15 protein-coding genes and 1 pseudogene are annotated in these 17,257 nt (G+C 45.0%); 2 read left to right on the top strand and 14 right to left on the bottom strand.

The window, feature by feature from the left end:
- Positions 1 to 28: 28 nt before the first annotated feature.
- The 6 genes from ACEN86_RS04750 to ACEN86_RS04725 are packed head-to-tail and all read right to left on the bottom strand — an operon-like array spanning position 29 to position 7,073.
- Positions 29 to 790, bottom strand: a complete 762-nt coding sequence (locus ACEN86_RS04750; protein ID WP_495633206.1) for a response regulator transcription factor — start codon at positions 788 to 790, stop codon at positions 29 to 31.
- Complete coding sequence (locus ACEN86_RS04745) at positions 787 to 2,490, bottom strand: sensor histidine kinase (protein ID WP_495633205.1); 1,704 nt, start codon at positions 2,488 to 2,490, stop codon at positions 787 to 789. Before ACEN86_RS04745 ends, ACEN86_RS04750 begins: the two co-directional genes overlap by 4 nt.
- Positions 2,491 to 2,509: 19 nt before the next feature.
- Positions 2,510 to 3,448, bottom strand: coding sequence for a family 43 glycosylhydrolase (locus ACEN86_RS04740; RefSeq protein ID WP_495633204.1), 939 nt, complete (start codon positions 3,446 to 3,448; stop codon positions 2,510 to 2,512).
- Positions 3,449 to 3,490: 42 nt separating this feature from the next.
- The gene (locus tag ACEN86_RS04735; RefSeq protein WP_495633203.1) at positions 3,491 to 5,167 is read right to left on the bottom strand and encodes a type 2 periplasmic-binding domain-containing protein; all 1,677 of its coding nucleotides are present in this window, start codon (positions 5,165 to 5,167) and stop codon (positions 3,491 to 3,493) included.
- Positions 5,168 to 5,216: 49 nt separating this feature from the next.
- The gene (locus ACEN86_RS04730) at positions 5,217 to 6,086 is read right to left on the bottom strand and encodes a carbohydrate ABC transporter permease (RefSeq protein ID WP_495633202.1); all 870 of its coding nucleotides are present in this window, start codon (positions 6,084 to 6,086) and stop codon (positions 5,217 to 5,219) included.
- Between the two features lie 15 nt (positions 6,087 to 6,101).
- On the bottom strand, positions 6,102 to 7,073 hold the full coding sequence (locus tag ACEN86_RS04725) for an ABC transporter permease (protein WP_495633201.1): 972 nt from the start codon (positions 7,071 to 7,073) through the stop codon (positions 6,102 to 6,104).
- Between the two features lie 882 nt (positions 7,074 to 7,955).
- Here ACEN86_RS04725 and ACEN86_RS04720 point away from each other — a divergent pair.
- Positions 7,956 to 8,069, top strand: a pseudogene (locus ACEN86_RS04720) (GMP synthase (glutamine-hydrolyzing)); the annotation flags it as partial.
- Positions 8,070 to 8,203: 134 nt separating this feature from the next.
- Here the strand turns inward: ACEN86_RS04720 and ACEN86_RS04715 are convergent.
- From ACEN86_RS04715 to ACEN86_RS04680, 8 genes are all read right to left on the bottom strand, one after another.
- Positions 8,204 to 9,388, bottom strand: coding sequence for a hypothetical protein (locus ACEN86_RS04715; protein ID WP_495633200.1), 1,185 nt, complete (start codon positions 9,386 to 9,388; stop codon positions 8,204 to 8,206).
- A 276-nt stretch (positions 9,389 to 9,664) separates the two neighbouring features.
- A complete protein-coding gene (gene groL, locus ACEN86_RS04710) occupies positions 9,665 to 11,284 on the bottom strand; it encodes a chaperonin GroEL (RefSeq protein ID WP_127199560.1) in 1,620 nt (539 codons plus the stop codon).
- An 81-nt stretch (positions 11,285 to 11,365) separates the two neighbouring features.
- Positions 11,366 to 11,650 carry a co-chaperone GroES gene (groES, locus tag ACEN86_RS04705; protein WP_495633199.1) on the bottom strand — a complete coding sequence of 95 codons (285 nt, stop codon included), beginning with the start codon at positions 11,648 to 11,650 and terminating at the stop codon, positions 11,366 to 11,368.
- Positions 11,651 to 11,937: 287 nt separating this feature from the next.
- On the bottom strand, positions 11,938 to 12,699 hold the full coding sequence (gene tatC, locus ACEN86_RS04700) for a twin-arginine translocase subunit TatC (protein WP_495633198.1): 762 nt from the start codon (positions 12,697 to 12,699) through the stop codon (positions 11,938 to 11,940).
- A gap of 121 nt (positions 12,700 to 12,820) precedes the next feature.
- Positions 12,821 to 13,036 carry a twin-arginine translocase TatA/TatE family subunit gene (locus ACEN86_RS04695; RefSeq protein WP_495633197.1) on the bottom strand — a complete coding sequence of 72 codons (216 nt, stop codon included), beginning with the start codon at positions 13,034 to 13,036 and terminating at the stop codon, positions 12,821 to 12,823.
- A gap of 85 nt (positions 13,037 to 13,121) precedes the next feature.
- Positions 13,122 to 13,607, bottom strand: a complete 486-nt coding sequence (locus tag ACEN86_RS04690) for a MogA/MoaB family molybdenum cofactor biosynthesis protein (RefSeq protein ID WP_251377675.1) — start codon at positions 13,605 to 13,607, stop codon at positions 13,122 to 13,124.
- Between the two features lie 39 nt (positions 13,608 to 13,646).
- Complete coding sequence (gene moaC, locus ACEN86_RS04685; protein ID WP_495634218.1) at positions 13,647 to 14,114, bottom strand: cyclic pyranopterin monophosphate synthase MoaC; 468 nt, start codon at positions 14,112 to 14,114, stop codon at positions 13,647 to 13,649.
- Positions 14,115 to 14,185: 71 nt separating this feature from the next.
- Positions 14,186 to 14,809, bottom strand: a complete 624-nt coding sequence (locus ACEN86_RS04680; protein WP_495633196.1) for a 5-formyltetrahydrofolate cyclo-ligase — start codon at positions 14,807 to 14,809, stop codon at positions 14,186 to 14,188.
- Positions 14,810 to 15,011: 202 nt separating this feature from the next.
- Between ACEN86_RS04680 and ACEN86_RS04675 the strand changes: the two genes are divergently transcribed.
- Entirely contained in the window at positions 15,012 to 16,961 is a 1,950-nt protein-coding gene (locus ACEN86_RS04675) for an ABC-F family ATP-binding cassette domain-containing protein (protein ID WP_495633195.1), read from the top strand.
- The last annotated feature ends 296 nt before the right edge of the window (positions 16,962 to 17,257 follow it).

The raw sequence follows: 17,257 nt of genomic DNA, 5'->3' as shown, positions 1-17,257 counted from the left end.
AAAGGTATACACTTCCTATCCGATTAATCTACTTATCAAAGTCCAGCTGCTTCCTGCGGTATTGTTGAGGCGTAATGCCATATTGCCCTTTGAACAGCTTGATGAAATATTGGGGCTGCCGATATCCAACCAAGTGCGAAATATCGTTAATATGCAGGTTTGAACCCGTTAATAACAGGGTCGCCTTTTCCATTCGCTTGCGTGAAATATAATTCGACAGATTCTCACCTGTCTCTTGTTTGAATAGCTTGGAGAGGTACACCGGATGGAGGTACACCAGCCTTCCCAAGTCATCCAAATTCAAGTCGTCATCAAGATGGTTGTCAATATAGGCTTGAAGGATATGGATATTGCTATTTACGGGTAATTTGGAGTCCTCTTCACTCTCGGGGAGCCCCGGAAGGGGATCTACACGATCCTTCTCAAACGTTTTGATAACTTTCTTAATCGCTGCTTCCATATCGTCCTTGTCAACTGGCTTAAGCAGGTAATCTACTGCCCCTAACCGAAGAGCCTTTTGTGCATATTCGAACTCCGAATAACCGGATAGAATTACCGACCTTGTCTTTTGTTGATGCTTATTAATATGCTGGAGCAGATCAATCCCCGATACCTCAGGCATACGTATATCTGTAATCAGAATATCAATCTGGTTCTGCACCAATTTATCTTTAGCTTTCAACGAATTGGTTAACGTCTCAACCTGCTCTATCCCATACTTCTTCCAATCGAGCAAATGTTTTAGATACTCAACAATGTACTGCCCGTCATCCACAATTAATAACTTCACTGCCTCCTACCTCCATCAAGCGAGAAATCAATGTAGAACGAGACGCTTAAGCCGTCCCAGTTGTTGGTGAAAAAGTGCAGCTCACTTTTGTCGCCATAGGTGTTCTTGAGACGGTGATTAATATTCCATAACCCAATCCCTTTGCTGCCCTCAGGCGGCTGATCCCTCTCGACTCTAGCCTTCAGCTTCTGGATTTCAGCAGGCGTAAGCCCCTTACCATCATTCGCAATGGTGATCAGCGCACCGGAATCCTGCACCCTGACCTCTATGGAGATACGATGAGCACCTTGAAGTTCTTCAATGCCATGCTGAATCGCATTTTCAACGATGGGCTGAATAATAAGCGGCATTATTCGATGCTCCCCTAACTTAGGCGGCACATGGATCTCATAATCCACGTCCTTACACAGGGCCATGATGGACAAATAATGATCGGCGAGGTCTAATTCGGAGTTCAGGGTAACCTCCTGCGATTCAATTTTGGTCATATAACGATAATATTTTGCCAAGTGTTTACTCATCTTAATAACTGCTTCGGGTGAGGATTTAGCCATCGACATAATAAAGAAAAGACTGTTATATAGAAAATGCGGATTAATCTGGGCCTGTAATTGCTTCACTTCGGCGTTCTGCCGCAGCTCCGTCTCCACTTTCAAGGAGGCAAATAAAGCTTGAATTTGGGCAACCATATGATTAAAACTCTTGAAAAGCTTGTTAAATTCATTATCCGAATTTTCGCGGATTCTTGAGTTATAATCTCCTTCCTCCACGTGACGAAATTTCTTTGCCAGCAAATTTACATTTTGATAAAAATTCCGATAGAACAGAATTAGCAAAATGAGCCCTATGAGCAAAATAATCAGGATACTGGCAGAGAACACCAGATTGATATGTTTAAGAGGATTAAGGAAAGCATTGGTCCGTGTATAAGTAACCAAGTACGTATCAATAGGCTTGATATACTTCACCAATACAAAATAATCGCTGTATTTAGTTTGATAATTGAATTCAGAGATTTTCTCTGAACCCGGCTTAATATTCTCTTTCACACTGTTCACGATATCTTCGTCGACCACTTGGTCACTAATGACCAGGCTTTTGCTCACTAAGAAAAGCGCTCTCGAACTGCTGCCGTGAAAGGAATCTCCCAGCAGGCTCGTCAAGTAATCCGTCTTGAACTTAACCCCTACAACATATCGGATGTCACTTGGATTCTCCGGTTGACGGATATAAGGATAGACAGAGAAATAATACAGACTCCCCTTATAAGTTTGCCATCCCCGCTTGGTTACATCTTTAAAGAGGGCTCTAGGAAGCCCTCCGGTTGAAATAAATTCATTATTGGCTATCCAGTAAATCCCCATCGCATCGACAGCTTTGCTTGAATAGAGCTGATTCTGCAGGCGGTTTGACATATCCACATGCTTCATTTGTGCGTCATAATTGTCTAGGCCTAGCTTTTGGCTTTGATAATAACGAACCGATGTGTCGGCCGTATACTGCATGCCATATAACATGGCTTCATCAATTCCGATATTAAGCATTTTATCTGTATATTCCAGCTGGTTTCTGGACGTTTGGACCAGACTATCCTTAATTGTTTTTGTCCCTAGTACATCCAGAATTACAAATAAACCTACAGTAAGCAGAAGGAAAAAGACGAAAAAATAGATGAATCGCTTCATGCTCACTCTTTTCATTCTTTTTCCCTCCTGATCCTTAGTCATTAGTAAATTCAATAATTCCTTTATCTGTTAGTACAGCCTTGTCATAAAAGTTAATTACCAACTTGGAATCCGAGATTTCCAGGGGCAGCATCACGTAACTCGAATTAAAGTAATCCTCGGCATCCCAGCGATCACCATAGTATAATAGCTGGCCTTCCTGAGTCTTCAATATAAATGCGGGCTGGCTGGCATAGGTCGTGTCATCACCGAAGTTCTCCAATACGCTCCACGGCCCCTCCATACTTGGTGCTGTACCGAACTTGCCCTGATTGGGTGCCCATCCTGTACAGAATGATGAACACATATAATAAAGCCCATCTTTCTTGATTACAGCCGGTGCCTCCCGGTACTCACCCTGCCAGACCTGTGCAGCCATCTTCTCCACATTCATGTAATCGTCCTGGAGTCGATAGAGGTGAAGATCCGCATTATCACGAGCAGCCGAAATGAAGTAAGCCGTGCCATCCTCATCCTGGAAGAGCGTGCAATCACGTGACATGTAGCCATAAGGATTAAAATGACCATGGTACACAAAATCCCCATCCGGCGTGTCACAAGTCGCAATAGCACAAGCCGCGTCGTTATAGTCTTGTCCGTTCTCAAAGTGAACCCAAAGTACAAATTGGCTGGTTCTCTCATTGAAAAGTACCTTTGGACGCTCCAGGTTAACTTTGCCGCCATCTTCTTGGGCCAGCTGGATTTTGGTTCTAATACGTATTTCAGAGGTTTGGCTGTCTGTCGTTATAATGTGATTTCTAAATTCCCATGTGAATAAATCCTTGGAGCGATAGCAACTGATATAATAGCTGCTCCGGCGATCCTCACCATACCAGTAATAGTAACCTTGATGATAAATGATATGCCCTCCGTGGGCATGAATCTCGTTCCCATTCGTATCCGTCCACTTAGAGCCATTCATGAGCTGCTTCAATTGATATCACTTCCTATTGTTATTCTTCTTATTCGTGAATTCTTATTTCAAGCCCATTTTGGAGATTACATCCGCTTGTTGTGTATTCTTGTACCACTGGTTCACTTCATCTGTAATTTGTTTTCCGCCTTTTTCGTTCCAATCCTTCACAAAGTCATCGTAGGCGCTAAGAGGAAGCTTTCCATAAATAATCTTGGTGAATGTTTCTCTCTCCATCGTTTGCAATTGTTCCCATGAAGCTGCCATCGTCTGTGTAGGAGGACCGTTGAACGCATTAGGCAGCAGGGAATCGGCATTCTCATACGAAATGACATATCCTTCTTTTGCCGGAAGATCCATAGAATCCGATCTCATTAATACACCTGTTGTTGGCTTTACTCCTTTCGAAAGATCATAGAAGGATTTGCCCGGGCCATCCACACTAGGTGTATTTTTAGTAAATGACATCTTACCTACCATTTGTGCTGCATCTAATGGAGTTTTGAATTGTTTGGGATCGAAGGTTACTTTGCCATTTACGATATCGTAATCGTAACCCTCAGCGAAACCATACTTGAAACCGCCAGTACCAAAAGCAGCGTCATAGAGCTTATCGTAATATAAGAAGAAGGCTTTTAAGTTATTGAAGTCTTTGTTAAACATGAAGACACCATCGGCTAATTGGCCTGATTGATACGTTCTGTCCCCATTTACACCCTTAATCGTTGGATAGGCCTTAATCTTGGCGCCTTTAACATTAGTCTCCACGTCCTTAACACTGCCGTATAGCCAAGGTCGTCCAATAATAATACCAGCTTTACCTTGAGTGAAGTCTGCCAAAGTATCCCAGGCACCTTGAGTAGCCAATTCTTTATTCAAATAGCCTTTGGAATACCAGTCACTCAGTTTGCCCAGTGCCTCCTTATTCCCAGCCGCAACTGAACCATAAGTTAGTGTACCGTTATTTTCATGCCACTGGCTTGGGATGTCTTTACCTGTGTAAGCACTGAAGATCATTACCGGATCACTAACCCAGCCTGTATTGTAGGAATCCTTCCCTGAAAAATCAAAGCCGTAGGTATCCTTCTTGCCGTTACCATCCGGATCATCATTGGTAAAGGCCGCAATGACTTGTTCAAATTCATCTATATTGGTAGGGGCCTTTAAATGCAGCTTATCTAACCAGTCTTGACGTATCAGCATGACTTCGCCTTCAGTCAAGTTAGGAGTGATAGCCAGACCATACACCTTGCCATCTTTTACAACCGGGTTAAATGTGCTTGGATACTGCTTGTAAATTTCCTTTAAGCGGTCCGGCATATAATTCTTGATATCATCGGCAATCTCTTTAACGTTACCTGATTCGATCAAATCACTCATTAATTGTGCATCATACACTGGGAGAACATCCGGAAGCTTCTCGGTACCTGTGAGGGCCAGACGCACCTTATTATTGTAGTTGCCGCCATCGCCGCCCAGCAGCGTAGTTTTGACCTTGATGCCCAGGTTCTTCTCACCCCAGCGGGATAACACGTTGTCATTTAGACTCTCACCATTGATGTATTTCCCGGCATTCTCATCTTGTTGTTTCGCAATCGTAATCGTAACAGGCGGATTGTACTTGCCGTTCTGAAATGTGGATTCAGCTGTTGGTTCCGCTGTATTGTTGTTACTGCAGCCGGCTAACAATCCGCCAAATACTACTGCAGCAGATACTAGAGCACCGATTCTTTTATTCATGATCATGTCTCCTTGTCGTATACATATATTCTTGCGGTCCTCGTATTCATTATTCTTTCACTGAGCCTACTACTATCCCTTTAACAAAGAATTTTTGAAGGAACGGATATACCAGGATGATGGGTAAGGTACTAATAAATATCTGAGCCGCCTTAATACTTTGCTCCGACATGGCCTTTGCCGCTGATGGGTCTAACGCCATATTTTGTGCCGAGCTTTGTACAACTACGGTCTGCAGGAATGAGGCTAACGGGTAGTTGCTTGTGTCTGACATGTACAAGATTCCATCGAACCAGGCGTTCCAATTGCCAACCATGATGAATAATCCAACTGTTGCGAGTCCTGGCAAGGAAAGCGGTAAATAGATTTTCCAGAGAATCTTGAAGAACGATGCCCCATCAATAAATGCCGATTCTTCAAGCGCTTTCGGAATCGTCTTGAAGAAGTTCATAATAAGAATCAGATTATACGCTCCAAATGCCCCAGGGAGGACCAGTGCCCATAAGGTATCCTTCAGACCTAGACGAGTCACCAGAATGTAGGAAGGAATTAATCCGCCTGAGAACAGCATGGTGAAAATGAAAACCCACATGATTACATTGCGTCCACGGAAGTTTTTGGACAGCGCATAACCAGCTGTAGTAATTAAAAACATACTAATCAGGGTTCCTAACAAGGTTCGTACAACCGAAATACCCATAGAACGAACAAAATTTGAGTTTTTAAATGTTTTTATATAGGAATCCGCATTGAACTCTACTGGCCAAAATGATACTAGATCCCCATTTACGGCTGCCTTACTGCTAAATGATTGTGCTAACAAATGGAGTAAAGGCAACAAGCATGTCAATGCAATCATAATCAGGAATATATGGTTGAAGAACGAGAATATCTTATATCCCCTGGATTTATGAGACATGATTATACCTCCTCTCTAGAATATTTTGTAACCGGCAACCTTGTAGGCAATACGGTAGGAAATCAAAATTAATATGAAGCTGATCCCTGATTTGAACAGTCCTACCGCCGTACCGAACCCATATTGTCCACTCAAAAGTGAAGCCCGGTATACATAAGTATCGATAATATCTCCAGTGCTATACACCAGTGGGTTGTATAAGTTGAAGATCTGGTCAAAGCCAGCATCCAAGATGCTACCGAGACTTAATGTGGAGACAACTACAATCATGGGCAGCATGCTCGGCAGGGTTACATATTTGGTCTGCTGCCACCTTGTGGCGCCATCCATCTCTGCTGCTTCATATTGGGTTGGGTCGATTCCTGTGATTGCTGCCAGGTAGACAATCATACCAAAGCCAAAGTTCTTCCATAGATCACTGATGATTACACTGGGTCTAAACAAGCTTGGATCCCCCAGGAAAAATATCGGCTTGGCGCCAAACTGGGCAAGGAAGTGATTGATACCGCCTTCAAGACCCAGGATATCAAGCATGATCCCGGCAACCGTAACCCAAGACAGGAAGTGAGGCAGGTATACTAAAGTCTGAATGCCTCTCTTTAATCCCATGTTTCTAACCTCATTCAATAGCAGGGCCATGATAATGGGAACAATAATTCCGACCACAATTTTAATGACAGCAATGATGATTGTGTTTTTAATAGCTTGTACAGATTCTTGGTACTGAAATATCTTCGTGAAGTTATCCAGCCCAATCCAGTGTGAATGAAAAATTCCTAACCAGGGCTTGTAGTCCTGGAACGCCATAAGCAATCCACCCATAGGGGCGTAAGAGAAAATTATTACGGCAATTAACGAGGGTAGACACAGAAGATATAAAGGCCAGTTTTTCTTTAGTTCCTTTTTCCAGGGTACCCTATTCACCCTTGAGCTTAATGCTTTCTTCGTCTCTACCTGATCAACATCGGCCTGCACCAGTTGAGCCATTATATTCCCCCCTCCGATCTAATGAATCCCTTCCTTCTTTACATATTTAATATTAGCTACAGCGCTTTCATTTAGATATGTGACTTATTGAACATCATATCTACGAATTTAACTTAGTTAGATTATCGAGATTATTAACGAAGGTTATAGAGGGATGACAGCTTTGCGGGAGGGGAAGACAGGTAATCTGATTGTCTGAGTGAGGGAGAGTGTTAATCACGTGTAACTGGAGATAGAGTTATCAAGCGGACGATAAATAAAAAAGGGACCGGCGGCAGCCGATCCCCTTTTTGATAAGTCCCTGTTAGTCAACTCACTTAATAGACGGACCTATTAACATTCTTGTTAATAAAATACAAATAGTGAAAAAAATCAGGACAACCCAGAACGTAAACCAACCAGGTGTGTTATAAACTTCTCTCCAAAACATAGGAAGAAATTGGATTTGTGAATTCTTCCTTTCTAAAAAAGCAATAACCCAAATTTGATAGACTTTTGCTATTAAATAGCCAATAACCAATCCACTAAAACCACCTAAATAATAGTAAGGATGAATTTTTTTTCTCATTATCTACCTTTTCATTTTAGATATAATTTCCTAACATGGAAGACCTCGGTTTATTATAAACGAAGCCTTCTGTTATTGCTAGTATTCAAACTAGTTATATCATTTGTCATCTCCCTTTCTGAAGGCAATTATGCAGCGTTATTACACACAAAAAGGCCCCCTTCGGGGAGCCCTTTTAAATGCTTGTTATTATCGGGTTGGTAGACCCTTTATTACATCATTCCGCCCATGTCAGTACTTAATTAATATCCAATGTATCCTTCATACGGGTATCGACCAATACCCGATATAAACTAGAAATCCGTATCCCTTGAAACTTGCTGGAGAAGATCTCCGTTCGTATTGTTAATGAAGTTGATAACGTTAGCCGGATCGTCAACGACGTAACATCAAAACCACCAGCTACCATTGAGGGGAATATAAAATAGAAAAGAAGTTTTTGCGCTGAATTAATAGGGCTCTGCGAGGTATAAGGTGGTTAATTTTGCTTAAAATTGATAAGTTTCCTGCCAGTCCAAACTCCCCGTCAAAAAATTAGTAGTGCGTGAAGTGAATACCTCTATCAAATACTCAAATACTCTTGTTCAAGTATCTGAAGATAAGCATTTACAATCTCATGAAATTCGCTTTGATTTTGGTACTTAGCTTTTAGTGTATGGTATTTTTCAAGTGTGTCAAGGAGGATCATCTGATTATTTACTTTTATTTCAAGGAGAAGACCAATTGCTATGTTTCCCTGATGAAAGTGAATTTCTTTATTATTTCCAGAATACACTATTTTTCCGCCTGCTAATTTTTCTATGGAAGATTCTATTGGTGTAATACCATACCTGGACATAAATGGATCAACATAGGTTTCGAAAAATTTACATTTATCAAATGCCGCATATATTAATTCTTCCTTTAACCTGCTTTCATGTTCTTCAAAGGAATTCTTAATTTCCTTTAAAGTCGATACAAGGTGTTCCTCCGTATCAAAATATCTCATAGAAGGTGACAGCATTATAACATGATCAAACAGTGTTTTAAAAAACGGAGTGACACTGAATTTTGAGTCTTCTTTTTCAATAGACAATGCAAGGCCTATTCCGATATCCTCAATGTTTTTGAAAAAAGCATAATCGAATGGAATTGGTGCAGTCTTAGTTAAAAAGTATCCCTTCTCATTCATAAACGTACTCAACTCTCGTATGACAATTCTTTTTATGGGCATTGATTTTTTAGTTTGAACATGATGTAAGCCAAGAGATTGTTGATACCCTTCTCCCTGGTTTTCTAGAAAACTGTATGAGAAATTGGTATCTATATCTAACTTTAATGTTCTTATGAGTTGAGGCCAGCTATAGTTCTCTATGTCTACCGTTTCCTTCGTTCTAAGAATAGTCTCCAGCTCTTGAAGAGCAATTGTGTCCAAACTTAAAACTCCTAAAATTTCCATTAATATTCCAATGTTATCTTTTCTTAGTCCTTTCTTCTCGAAGCTTACCTCAAAACTACCTTTTTTTTCTCCTTGTTCAAACAGCTCAATACTCCACCCGAAATCCTGCCCATACTCTATATTAACTACTCGCTGAAAAGTTTTGGATACATCTTCAATAATCTGTTTCGTTGGTTCTTTGAAAGCAACTATATATCGTGAGCTATTGTTCATCAAGTAACATTTATATTTCTTTTTTTTCAACATATTTTTAATACTGACACTACTCTCATCACTCATAAATATTGTTGCCTGTACATAGTCACTCATATTTCTATCTCTCCTCTTGACAAAACAATAAATAATTAGGTATTTTTCGTTATTCACCTTAGTTATTTTTGAACTTATGTTCCTCAAGACAATCATAAAAATTGAATTTTAGCAACAAAAAAACCACTCCTTAATTAAATTATTAAGAAGTGGTTTTTCCTATGTTCTAAAGTTTGTTACTATGACAGCTTCATAAATCCTTATCTAAGTAAGACAAAAATTCACGCCGCTTAGCACAAGCTGAAAGGCTCATTTGCCTTCCAATATGCACCTTTATTACATCATTCCGCCCATTCCGCCCATGTCAGGCATAGCTGGCTTTTCTGGTTCTGGCTTATCAGCGATAACCGCTTCAGTTGTCAGGAACAGTCCTGCAACGGATGCAGCGTGCTGCAATGCGGAACGGGTAACCTTAGCAGGGTCAACGATACCTGCTTCGAACATGTTCACCCATTCGCCGTTAGCTGCGTTGTAGCCTACGCCGATTTGTTCTTTCTTCAGGCGCTCAACGATGACAGATCCTTCTTCACCAGCGTTAGCAGCGATGGTACGGATTGGCTCTTCCAGAGCGCGAAGTACAATGTTCACACCTGTCTTCTCGTCGCCCGTCACATTTACAGCAGCTACAGCGTGATATACGTTCACAAGCGCTGTACCCCCACCGGATACGATACCTTCTTCAACCGCAGCGCGAGTTGCGTTCAGAGCATCTTCGATGCGCAGTTTGCGCTCTTTCAGTTCTGTTTCAGTTGCAGCTCCGACTTTGATAACCGCTACGCCACCAGCCAATTTAGCCAGACGCTCTTGCAGTTTTTCTTTGTCGAACTCGGAAGTAGTCTCTTCCAATTGGGAACGGATTTGGCTAACGCGAGCTGAGATATCGTTCTTGTCGCCGCTTCCGTCAACGATAGTAGTAGCTTCTTTGGTTACGCGCACTTGACGAGCGTTACCAAGTTGTTCGATACTTGTGCTTTTCAGGTCAAGACCGAGCTTCTCAGTGATCACTTGACCACCAGTCAGAGCAGCGATGTCCTGTAGCATAGCTTCACGACGATCGCCGAAGCCAGGAGCTTTAACCGCTACTGCGTTGAATGTACCGCGAAGTTTGTTCACGATCAGCATAGCTTGAGCTTCGCCTTCGATATCTTCAGCAATAATCACAAGCGGACGAGCTTGTTGAACGATCTTCTCAAGCACAGGCAGGATCTCTTGCGTGCTGCTGATCTTCTTGTCTGTGATCAAGATGTATGGGTTATCCAGAACAGCTTCCATTTTGTCTGTGTCTGTGATCATGTAAGGGGAGATATATCCGCGGTCGAACTGCATACCTTCAACCACTTCAAGCTCAGTTGCGAATCCACGGGATTCCTCAACAGTGATAACGCCGTCTTTGCCGACTTTCTCCATAGCTTCAGCGATCAGTTCGCCTACTTCTTCGTCTGCAGCAGAGATCGCAGCCACTTGTGCGATGGATTGCTTGCCTTCGATGGTTTTGGAGATCTTTTGCAGTTCTTCTACTGCTGCGCGAACCGCTTTGTCAATCCCTTTGCGAAGACCGATTGGGCTTGCACCTGCAGTTACGTTCTTCAGACCTTCACGGATGAGGGCTTGGGCAAGAACGGTTGCTGTAGTTGTACCGTCACCAGCTACATCGTTGGTTTTGGTAGCTACTTCTTTAACAAGCTGAGCACCCATGTTCTCGAATGCGTCTTCGAGTTCGATTTCTTTGGCGATGGTCACACCGTCATTGGTGATAAGCGGGCTTCCGAATTTCTTCTCAAGCACCACGTTGCGTCCTTTTGGTCCAAGTGTTACTTTTACCGCATTTGCCAAAGCATCAACCCCACGCATCATCGCGCGGCGAGCATCTTCACTGAATTTAATGTCCTTTGCCATGTTCAAAAAACCTCCCTGATTAATTTAGTAATAAATTATCTTCACTTACGCTTTATATTGAAGTTCGGGACTTTGCATTCATTAGCCAATGACTGCGTGAATGTCGCTTTCTTTCATAATCAAGTATTCTTTACCTTCATACTTAATTTCTGTTCCGGCGTATTTGGAGAACAAGACTACGTCGCCCTCTTTCACTTCAAGAGCCACACGAACACCGTCCTTGTTAACGGAACCGCTGCCGACAGCGATTACTTTGCCCTCTTGCGGCTTCTCCTTAGCGGAGTCGGGGAGTACGATCCCGAATGCAGTTGTCTCGTTTTGTTCAATCGGTTCTACCAATACACGTTCACCTAAAGGTCTGATCATGAAAAATAGCCTCCTTAAATAGTTATGTTGTGTTGATTGGATACACTTGGATACACATGAATGTTAATGTTAGCACTCGACATCGTGTAGTGCTAACAACCAACTTTATGATACTAGGTGTGGCGTCAGATTTCAAGTCCCTGTCACCATTTTTTTCTTGGACACGCCCCTTACATCCTATCCGAACAACAGCCTAAATATTCCTCATTCTTCAAGCTATTGCAAATATAAAAAAAGCCCCTCTTCATCCGGCTAATCCTAGCCTCATGAAAAGGGAACTCTTAAAATCAATCCTCGTACTGCGCTCTTCGCTCCGCATCGGCAGCCAGCTGCTTGCTGTACATTCTACCCGACAGAAATACACTGAATTCATACAATAGAATCATAGGCACCAGTACCAGGAACGCCGAGAAGAAATCCGGAGGTGTAATCATAACGGATATGACCACTAAGGCAAAATAAGCCACCCGGCGCATTTTCTTGAGCCGTTTGGGATTAAGCAGACGCAGCTGGGTCAGGAACAGCACTACGATCGGCAGCTCAAACAACAGCGATATGGGAAGAATAATATTGGTCATGAACTTGAAATAGTCCGTTATTCCATAGGTCTCGACCAGTCCAAGCTGCTTATTCAGACTTGAGGTGAACTGCATAGCCAGTGGAAATACAACAAAGTATCCGAAAGCTACGCCAATCAGGAAGCAAATGAAGACAAAAGGAATATATTTCAGGGTAGCCCGCTGCTCCTTAGGCTTAAGGCCCGGGCTGACGAAGGCCCAGATCTGATAGATGGTAAAGGGCAGCGTGACCGCCAGCGCCACGATCAGCGCAATCTTCATATATACGTTGACCCCGTCCCAGAAGGAGAAGGCATTCAGCTTCAGTTCAAGCCCCTTCGGTCCATGGGTGGTCAAATAGTCGTATACCGGATGGGCGACAAAAAACCCGCCTACAAGCACGACAGCAAATAGGATCAGTGTAACAAACAGACGTTTGCGAAGTTCAGACAAATGATCGACAACCGACATTCCATCCTGTTCGTCAGGCATTAAGGCCGCCCTCCTGTACATCATCATATTTCGGACATAAATAAAGCACCTTCCGGTGCCCGTATAGAAGCGAAATCTATGCTACCCTCAAAAAAACTCCTTCCTTCGGGAAGGAGTCAGGTTATTCTGGCAAACGGCGTTCAGCTGCCTGCGGCTGCTGCTCTGGCCTAGGTGACAGCGGCCCCGTCTTATTCACAGGTGGTTCATCATCCACAATATCACGGGTGGCTTCTTTGAATTCACGGAACGTACGGCCGACCGCCCGTCCCAGATCAGGAAGTTTATTCGGTCCAAACAGCAGCAGGGCTGCGATCACGATCAAGATAAAACCGCCCATCCTTGTTCCCTCCGTTCTGTTACATGCTATTGTCCAATCATAACATAAGTAAAATTACAGTTACAGCCGAAATACGCATTAAGTCCTAGAGTCTGAACTGGCCTGTAACCATCAGCAGGGCCTCCGGCAGCTGTCCCATGATAGCAGCGAGGTTCTCATGCACGCCCTTGGGAGTTCCCGGAAGGTTCACGATTAATGTACGGCCGCGGATGCCCACGACGCCCCGGAACAGCATGGCTGCCGGGTTCTTCTGCATGGCGCTTGCCCGCATCGCTTCGGCCATGCCCGGAACTTCCCGTTCAATAATACGGCGCGTAGCTTCTGGTGTTACATCCCGGGCAGCCAGCTCCGTTCCGCCGGTTGTCAGTACCAGATTGGCCTGAAAATAATCGGTCATTTCGATTAAAGCTGCAATAATCTCATCCTGTTCGTCAGGAACAATGCGGTATTCCACAATCTCTCCGCCCAGTTCTTCCTCGACCAGTTCCCGGATAACCTGGGCGCTCGTATCTTCACGTTCGCCTCGGGCTCCCTTGTCGCTAGCCGTCAAGATCGCTGTTTTCCATACCATGAAGTCACCCTCCTTATCCGAATTGGAACATTTAGTTGTCTATACCCCGAGGTTGTAATCGCCGCTCTTGCCGCCCGTCTTTGATTTGAGCAGAGTAGGTCCGATGACCATATCTTTCTGCAGCGCCTTGCACATATCATAGATCGTCAGGGCTGCTGCTGAGGCGCAGGTCAAAGCCTCCATCTCCACCCCGGTCTTCCCTTCGGTCTTAACCGAAGCTTCTATATAGAGCTCGTCCTCTCCATTGTCGGTGAACATGATGTTCACGCCGGTAAGCGGCAAAGGATGGCACATCGGTATCCAATCCGAAGTCCGCTTGGCCGCCTGAATTCCGGCAACTTGAGCTACCGCCAGCACATCTCCCTTGCCGACCCGGCCTTCCTTAATGGCGAGCAGCGTAGAGGGGAGCATGGTTACTTTAGTTATAGCAACACCCGTGCGGACCGTGATCTCTTTATTCGAAATGTCTACCATTCTGGCCCGGCCCTGCTCATTGAAATGGGTCATTTTGCCGTGTTCTGATGCTGAATCTGTCAAGATCTTCCCAACCTTTATCATGAATTGCGATTCTAAGTGGTCTATAGAATCCGAACGATACCTGCGGCCGTAAAAAGGAGATTCAACCGAAAATCATGCTCCTCCATCGGAATGTCATTAATAATCTGTTCCCGGAGTGCTAAAGCTGCCAGAAGCGGCATGCTGGTTCTTCTGCATTGTCTCTTCAATTGTTCCATAAAGCGATCATAATAACCGCCGCCAAAGCCGATTCGCCCTCCGGCTGGATCATAGGCGAGGCCCGGAACCATAACTAGATCAATATCGGCATATTGAATGGGACTCCACTCAGGCAAATATTCAGCCGGTTCAGGAATTCCCCAGGTGCCGGCTGTTATGTCTTCTTCCCGAGCAAGCTCATACAGTGTGAGCGTCCCAGGTCCGGTTATACGCGGAACCAGGACGCGGTCTCCCTGGGACCAGCAGCTGCGAATAAACGGGAGTGTGGAAGGCTCGTCCCGGAAAGACAGGTAGGCGAACACGGTTAGCCTTCCGTCTGTCTTAGCGGCGCGAAGCGGGGCGAGGACCTCGGCTTCCGCGAGGCGGCTTGCCGAATCGGACTGCTCCACTCTTGAAGCTTCGGGAACCGCAGCACGTATGCTTCTCATTCGGCTGCGCAGCTCTCTTTTGACATCCGGTATGCCCACTTCCTATCACCCTTCGCACAAACATATCTTTCTTTAGTTTAGCACTGTTCTGTCAAAATGAAAACTTGATACAAGGGGCCCTCATTTTAAGACGCAGACCCCGCTTGCCTGGCGGTGCAATTGAGTGATCTTTCATGTAAACTATGGATATCAGCCCTAACAACAGGCAAGGTTTCTTATAGATATGGAGGATATACAAGTTATGCTGCTTCAAGCTACAGATATTCGTAAATCGTACGGTACCACCAATATACTCGAAGGCATTGGCCTGCAAATTCTGGAGCGCGACCGCATCGGACTAGTGGGTGTGAATGGAGCCGGAAAGTCCACCCTTCTGCAGATTCTAGCCGGAGAAATGTCTTATGACAGCGGACAGATCTTCAAAGCCAAGGAGACCACCATCGGCTATCTTGCTCAGAACAGCGGACTGCAGTCCGAACGCACAATCTGGGAGGAAATGCTGTATGTCTTCAGTCCGCTGATCGAGACCGAGGCGGAGCTCCGCCGAATGGAGCTTGAAATTGCAAATCCCGAGTCGGCCGGGAATGAGAAGGCATTTGAGGACCTGCTGGAGCGCTATGCCCGGAAGTCCGACTGGTTCAAGGATCATGGCGGATATGAAATGGAGACCCGCATTCGCAGCGTTCTGCATGGAATGGGCTTTGGCTCATTTCCTCCAGACACCCTGATCTCCACCCTGAGCGGAGGCCAGAAGACCCGCCTTGCTCTCGCACGGATTCTTCTTCAGGCCCCTGATCTTCTGATGCTCGATGAGCCGACGAACCATTTGGATATTCAGACGCTGACCTGGCTGGAAGATTATCTCCGCAGTTATTCCGGCGCGCTGCTCATTGTCTCCCATGACCGTTATTTCCTCGACCGCCTGGTCACCGCTATTGTGGAGATCGAGCGTCATCAATCCAAGAAGTACACAGGCAACTACAGCCGGTATATCGAGCTCAAGGCTGCCGAGTACGAGAGTCAGATGAAGCAGTATGAGAAGCAGCAGGACGAGATTGCAAGACTTGAGGATTTCATTCAGAAAAATATCGTTCGTGCCTCGACCACCAAGCGTGCACAGAGCCGGCGCAAAGCCCTTGACCGGATGGAGGTGCTTGACCGCCCTCTCGGTGATCTGAAGAAAGCGAGCTTCACGTTCGAAGCAGAGATCATGTCCGGTAAAGAGGTGCTGCAGGTGGACCAGCTCGCTTATTCTTTTGACACAGAAAAGCCTCTGTTCCAGAATGTGAGCTTTGACCTGCGCCGGGGCGAGACCGTGGCCCTGATTGGACCTAACGGGATCGGCAAGTCTACGCTTCTCAAAATGCTGACCGGTGACCTGAAGCCGGCTTCAGGCCGTATTAACTGGGGAACCAAGGTCAAGCTGGGTTATTATGACCAGGAGCAGACCCATCTTAATCCGAAGAACACCGTTCTTGAAGAACTTTGGAGCGCCTTCCCTCATATTGAGGAAGCCCGGATCCGCAGTGTTCTGGGGAACTTTCTATTCAGCGGTGAGGATGTACTGAAGCGGATCTCCGCATTAAGCGGGGGGGAGAAGGCCCGGGTGGCCCTCGCCAAGCTCATGCTTCATAAAGCCAATATGCTCATCCTCGATGAGCCGACGAACCATCTGGACTTGTACAGCAAGGAGGTCCTCGAGGCTGCCTTGATGGAGTATGACGGGACCCTTCTCTTCATTTCGCATGACCGTTACTTCCTGAATAAGATGGCAGAGCGTATTGTGGAGCTTCATCCGAATGGAGCTGAGCCTTATTTGGGCAACTACGATGACTATCTGGAGAAGAAGCAGGAGCTTGAGGAGCTTGCCCAGGAGAAGGCCGCGGCCAAGCTGGCCACAGCCAAGAAGGCGGAAGAGGATACTTCGGAAATCAAGGCCGGCGCAAGGTCTTATGAGGCCGATAAGCAGGCGAAGCGTGAGGAACGCAGCCGGCAGCGCCGCATTGAACAGCTGGAACAGCTGATTGCACAGCATGAGGACAGCATCGCGGGACTTGAAGCGGAGCTCGCTGAGCCGGAAGTCTACCAGGACTATCTCGCCGTACAGGAACGTCAGACCCGAATAGACCTCCTGAAGTCCCAATTGTCCGAGGCTTATTCGGAATGGGAAGAGCTGCTTGCCGGGGAATAGACAGGTGCATTTCGGTGATCCTCAAAAATATTTTTTAACATTACCATTACAATCAACTTCAATTATGCACAGCCTTATCCACAATATTAAGAATTCAGTCCTTAATCTAACGGCCTCCAAGGCCGTTTTTTTAGCCTACTTATCCAAATAAAACGTTCTTATCCACTTTATTATCCACATTATCCACAAATCACACATCACATTATGAAAATATTGTCCCCTTTTTCATGATTCATGTAAACAGATACTGGGTAAGGGATTGCACATTTTATGCACATAATTCAGGTAAACTGTGG

This window comes from Paenibacillus sp. Paensp111 (assembly GCF_059492195.1).
Note: the sequence above shows the minus strand (reverse complement) of the source record. Positions and strands in the feature narration are given on the sequence as shown.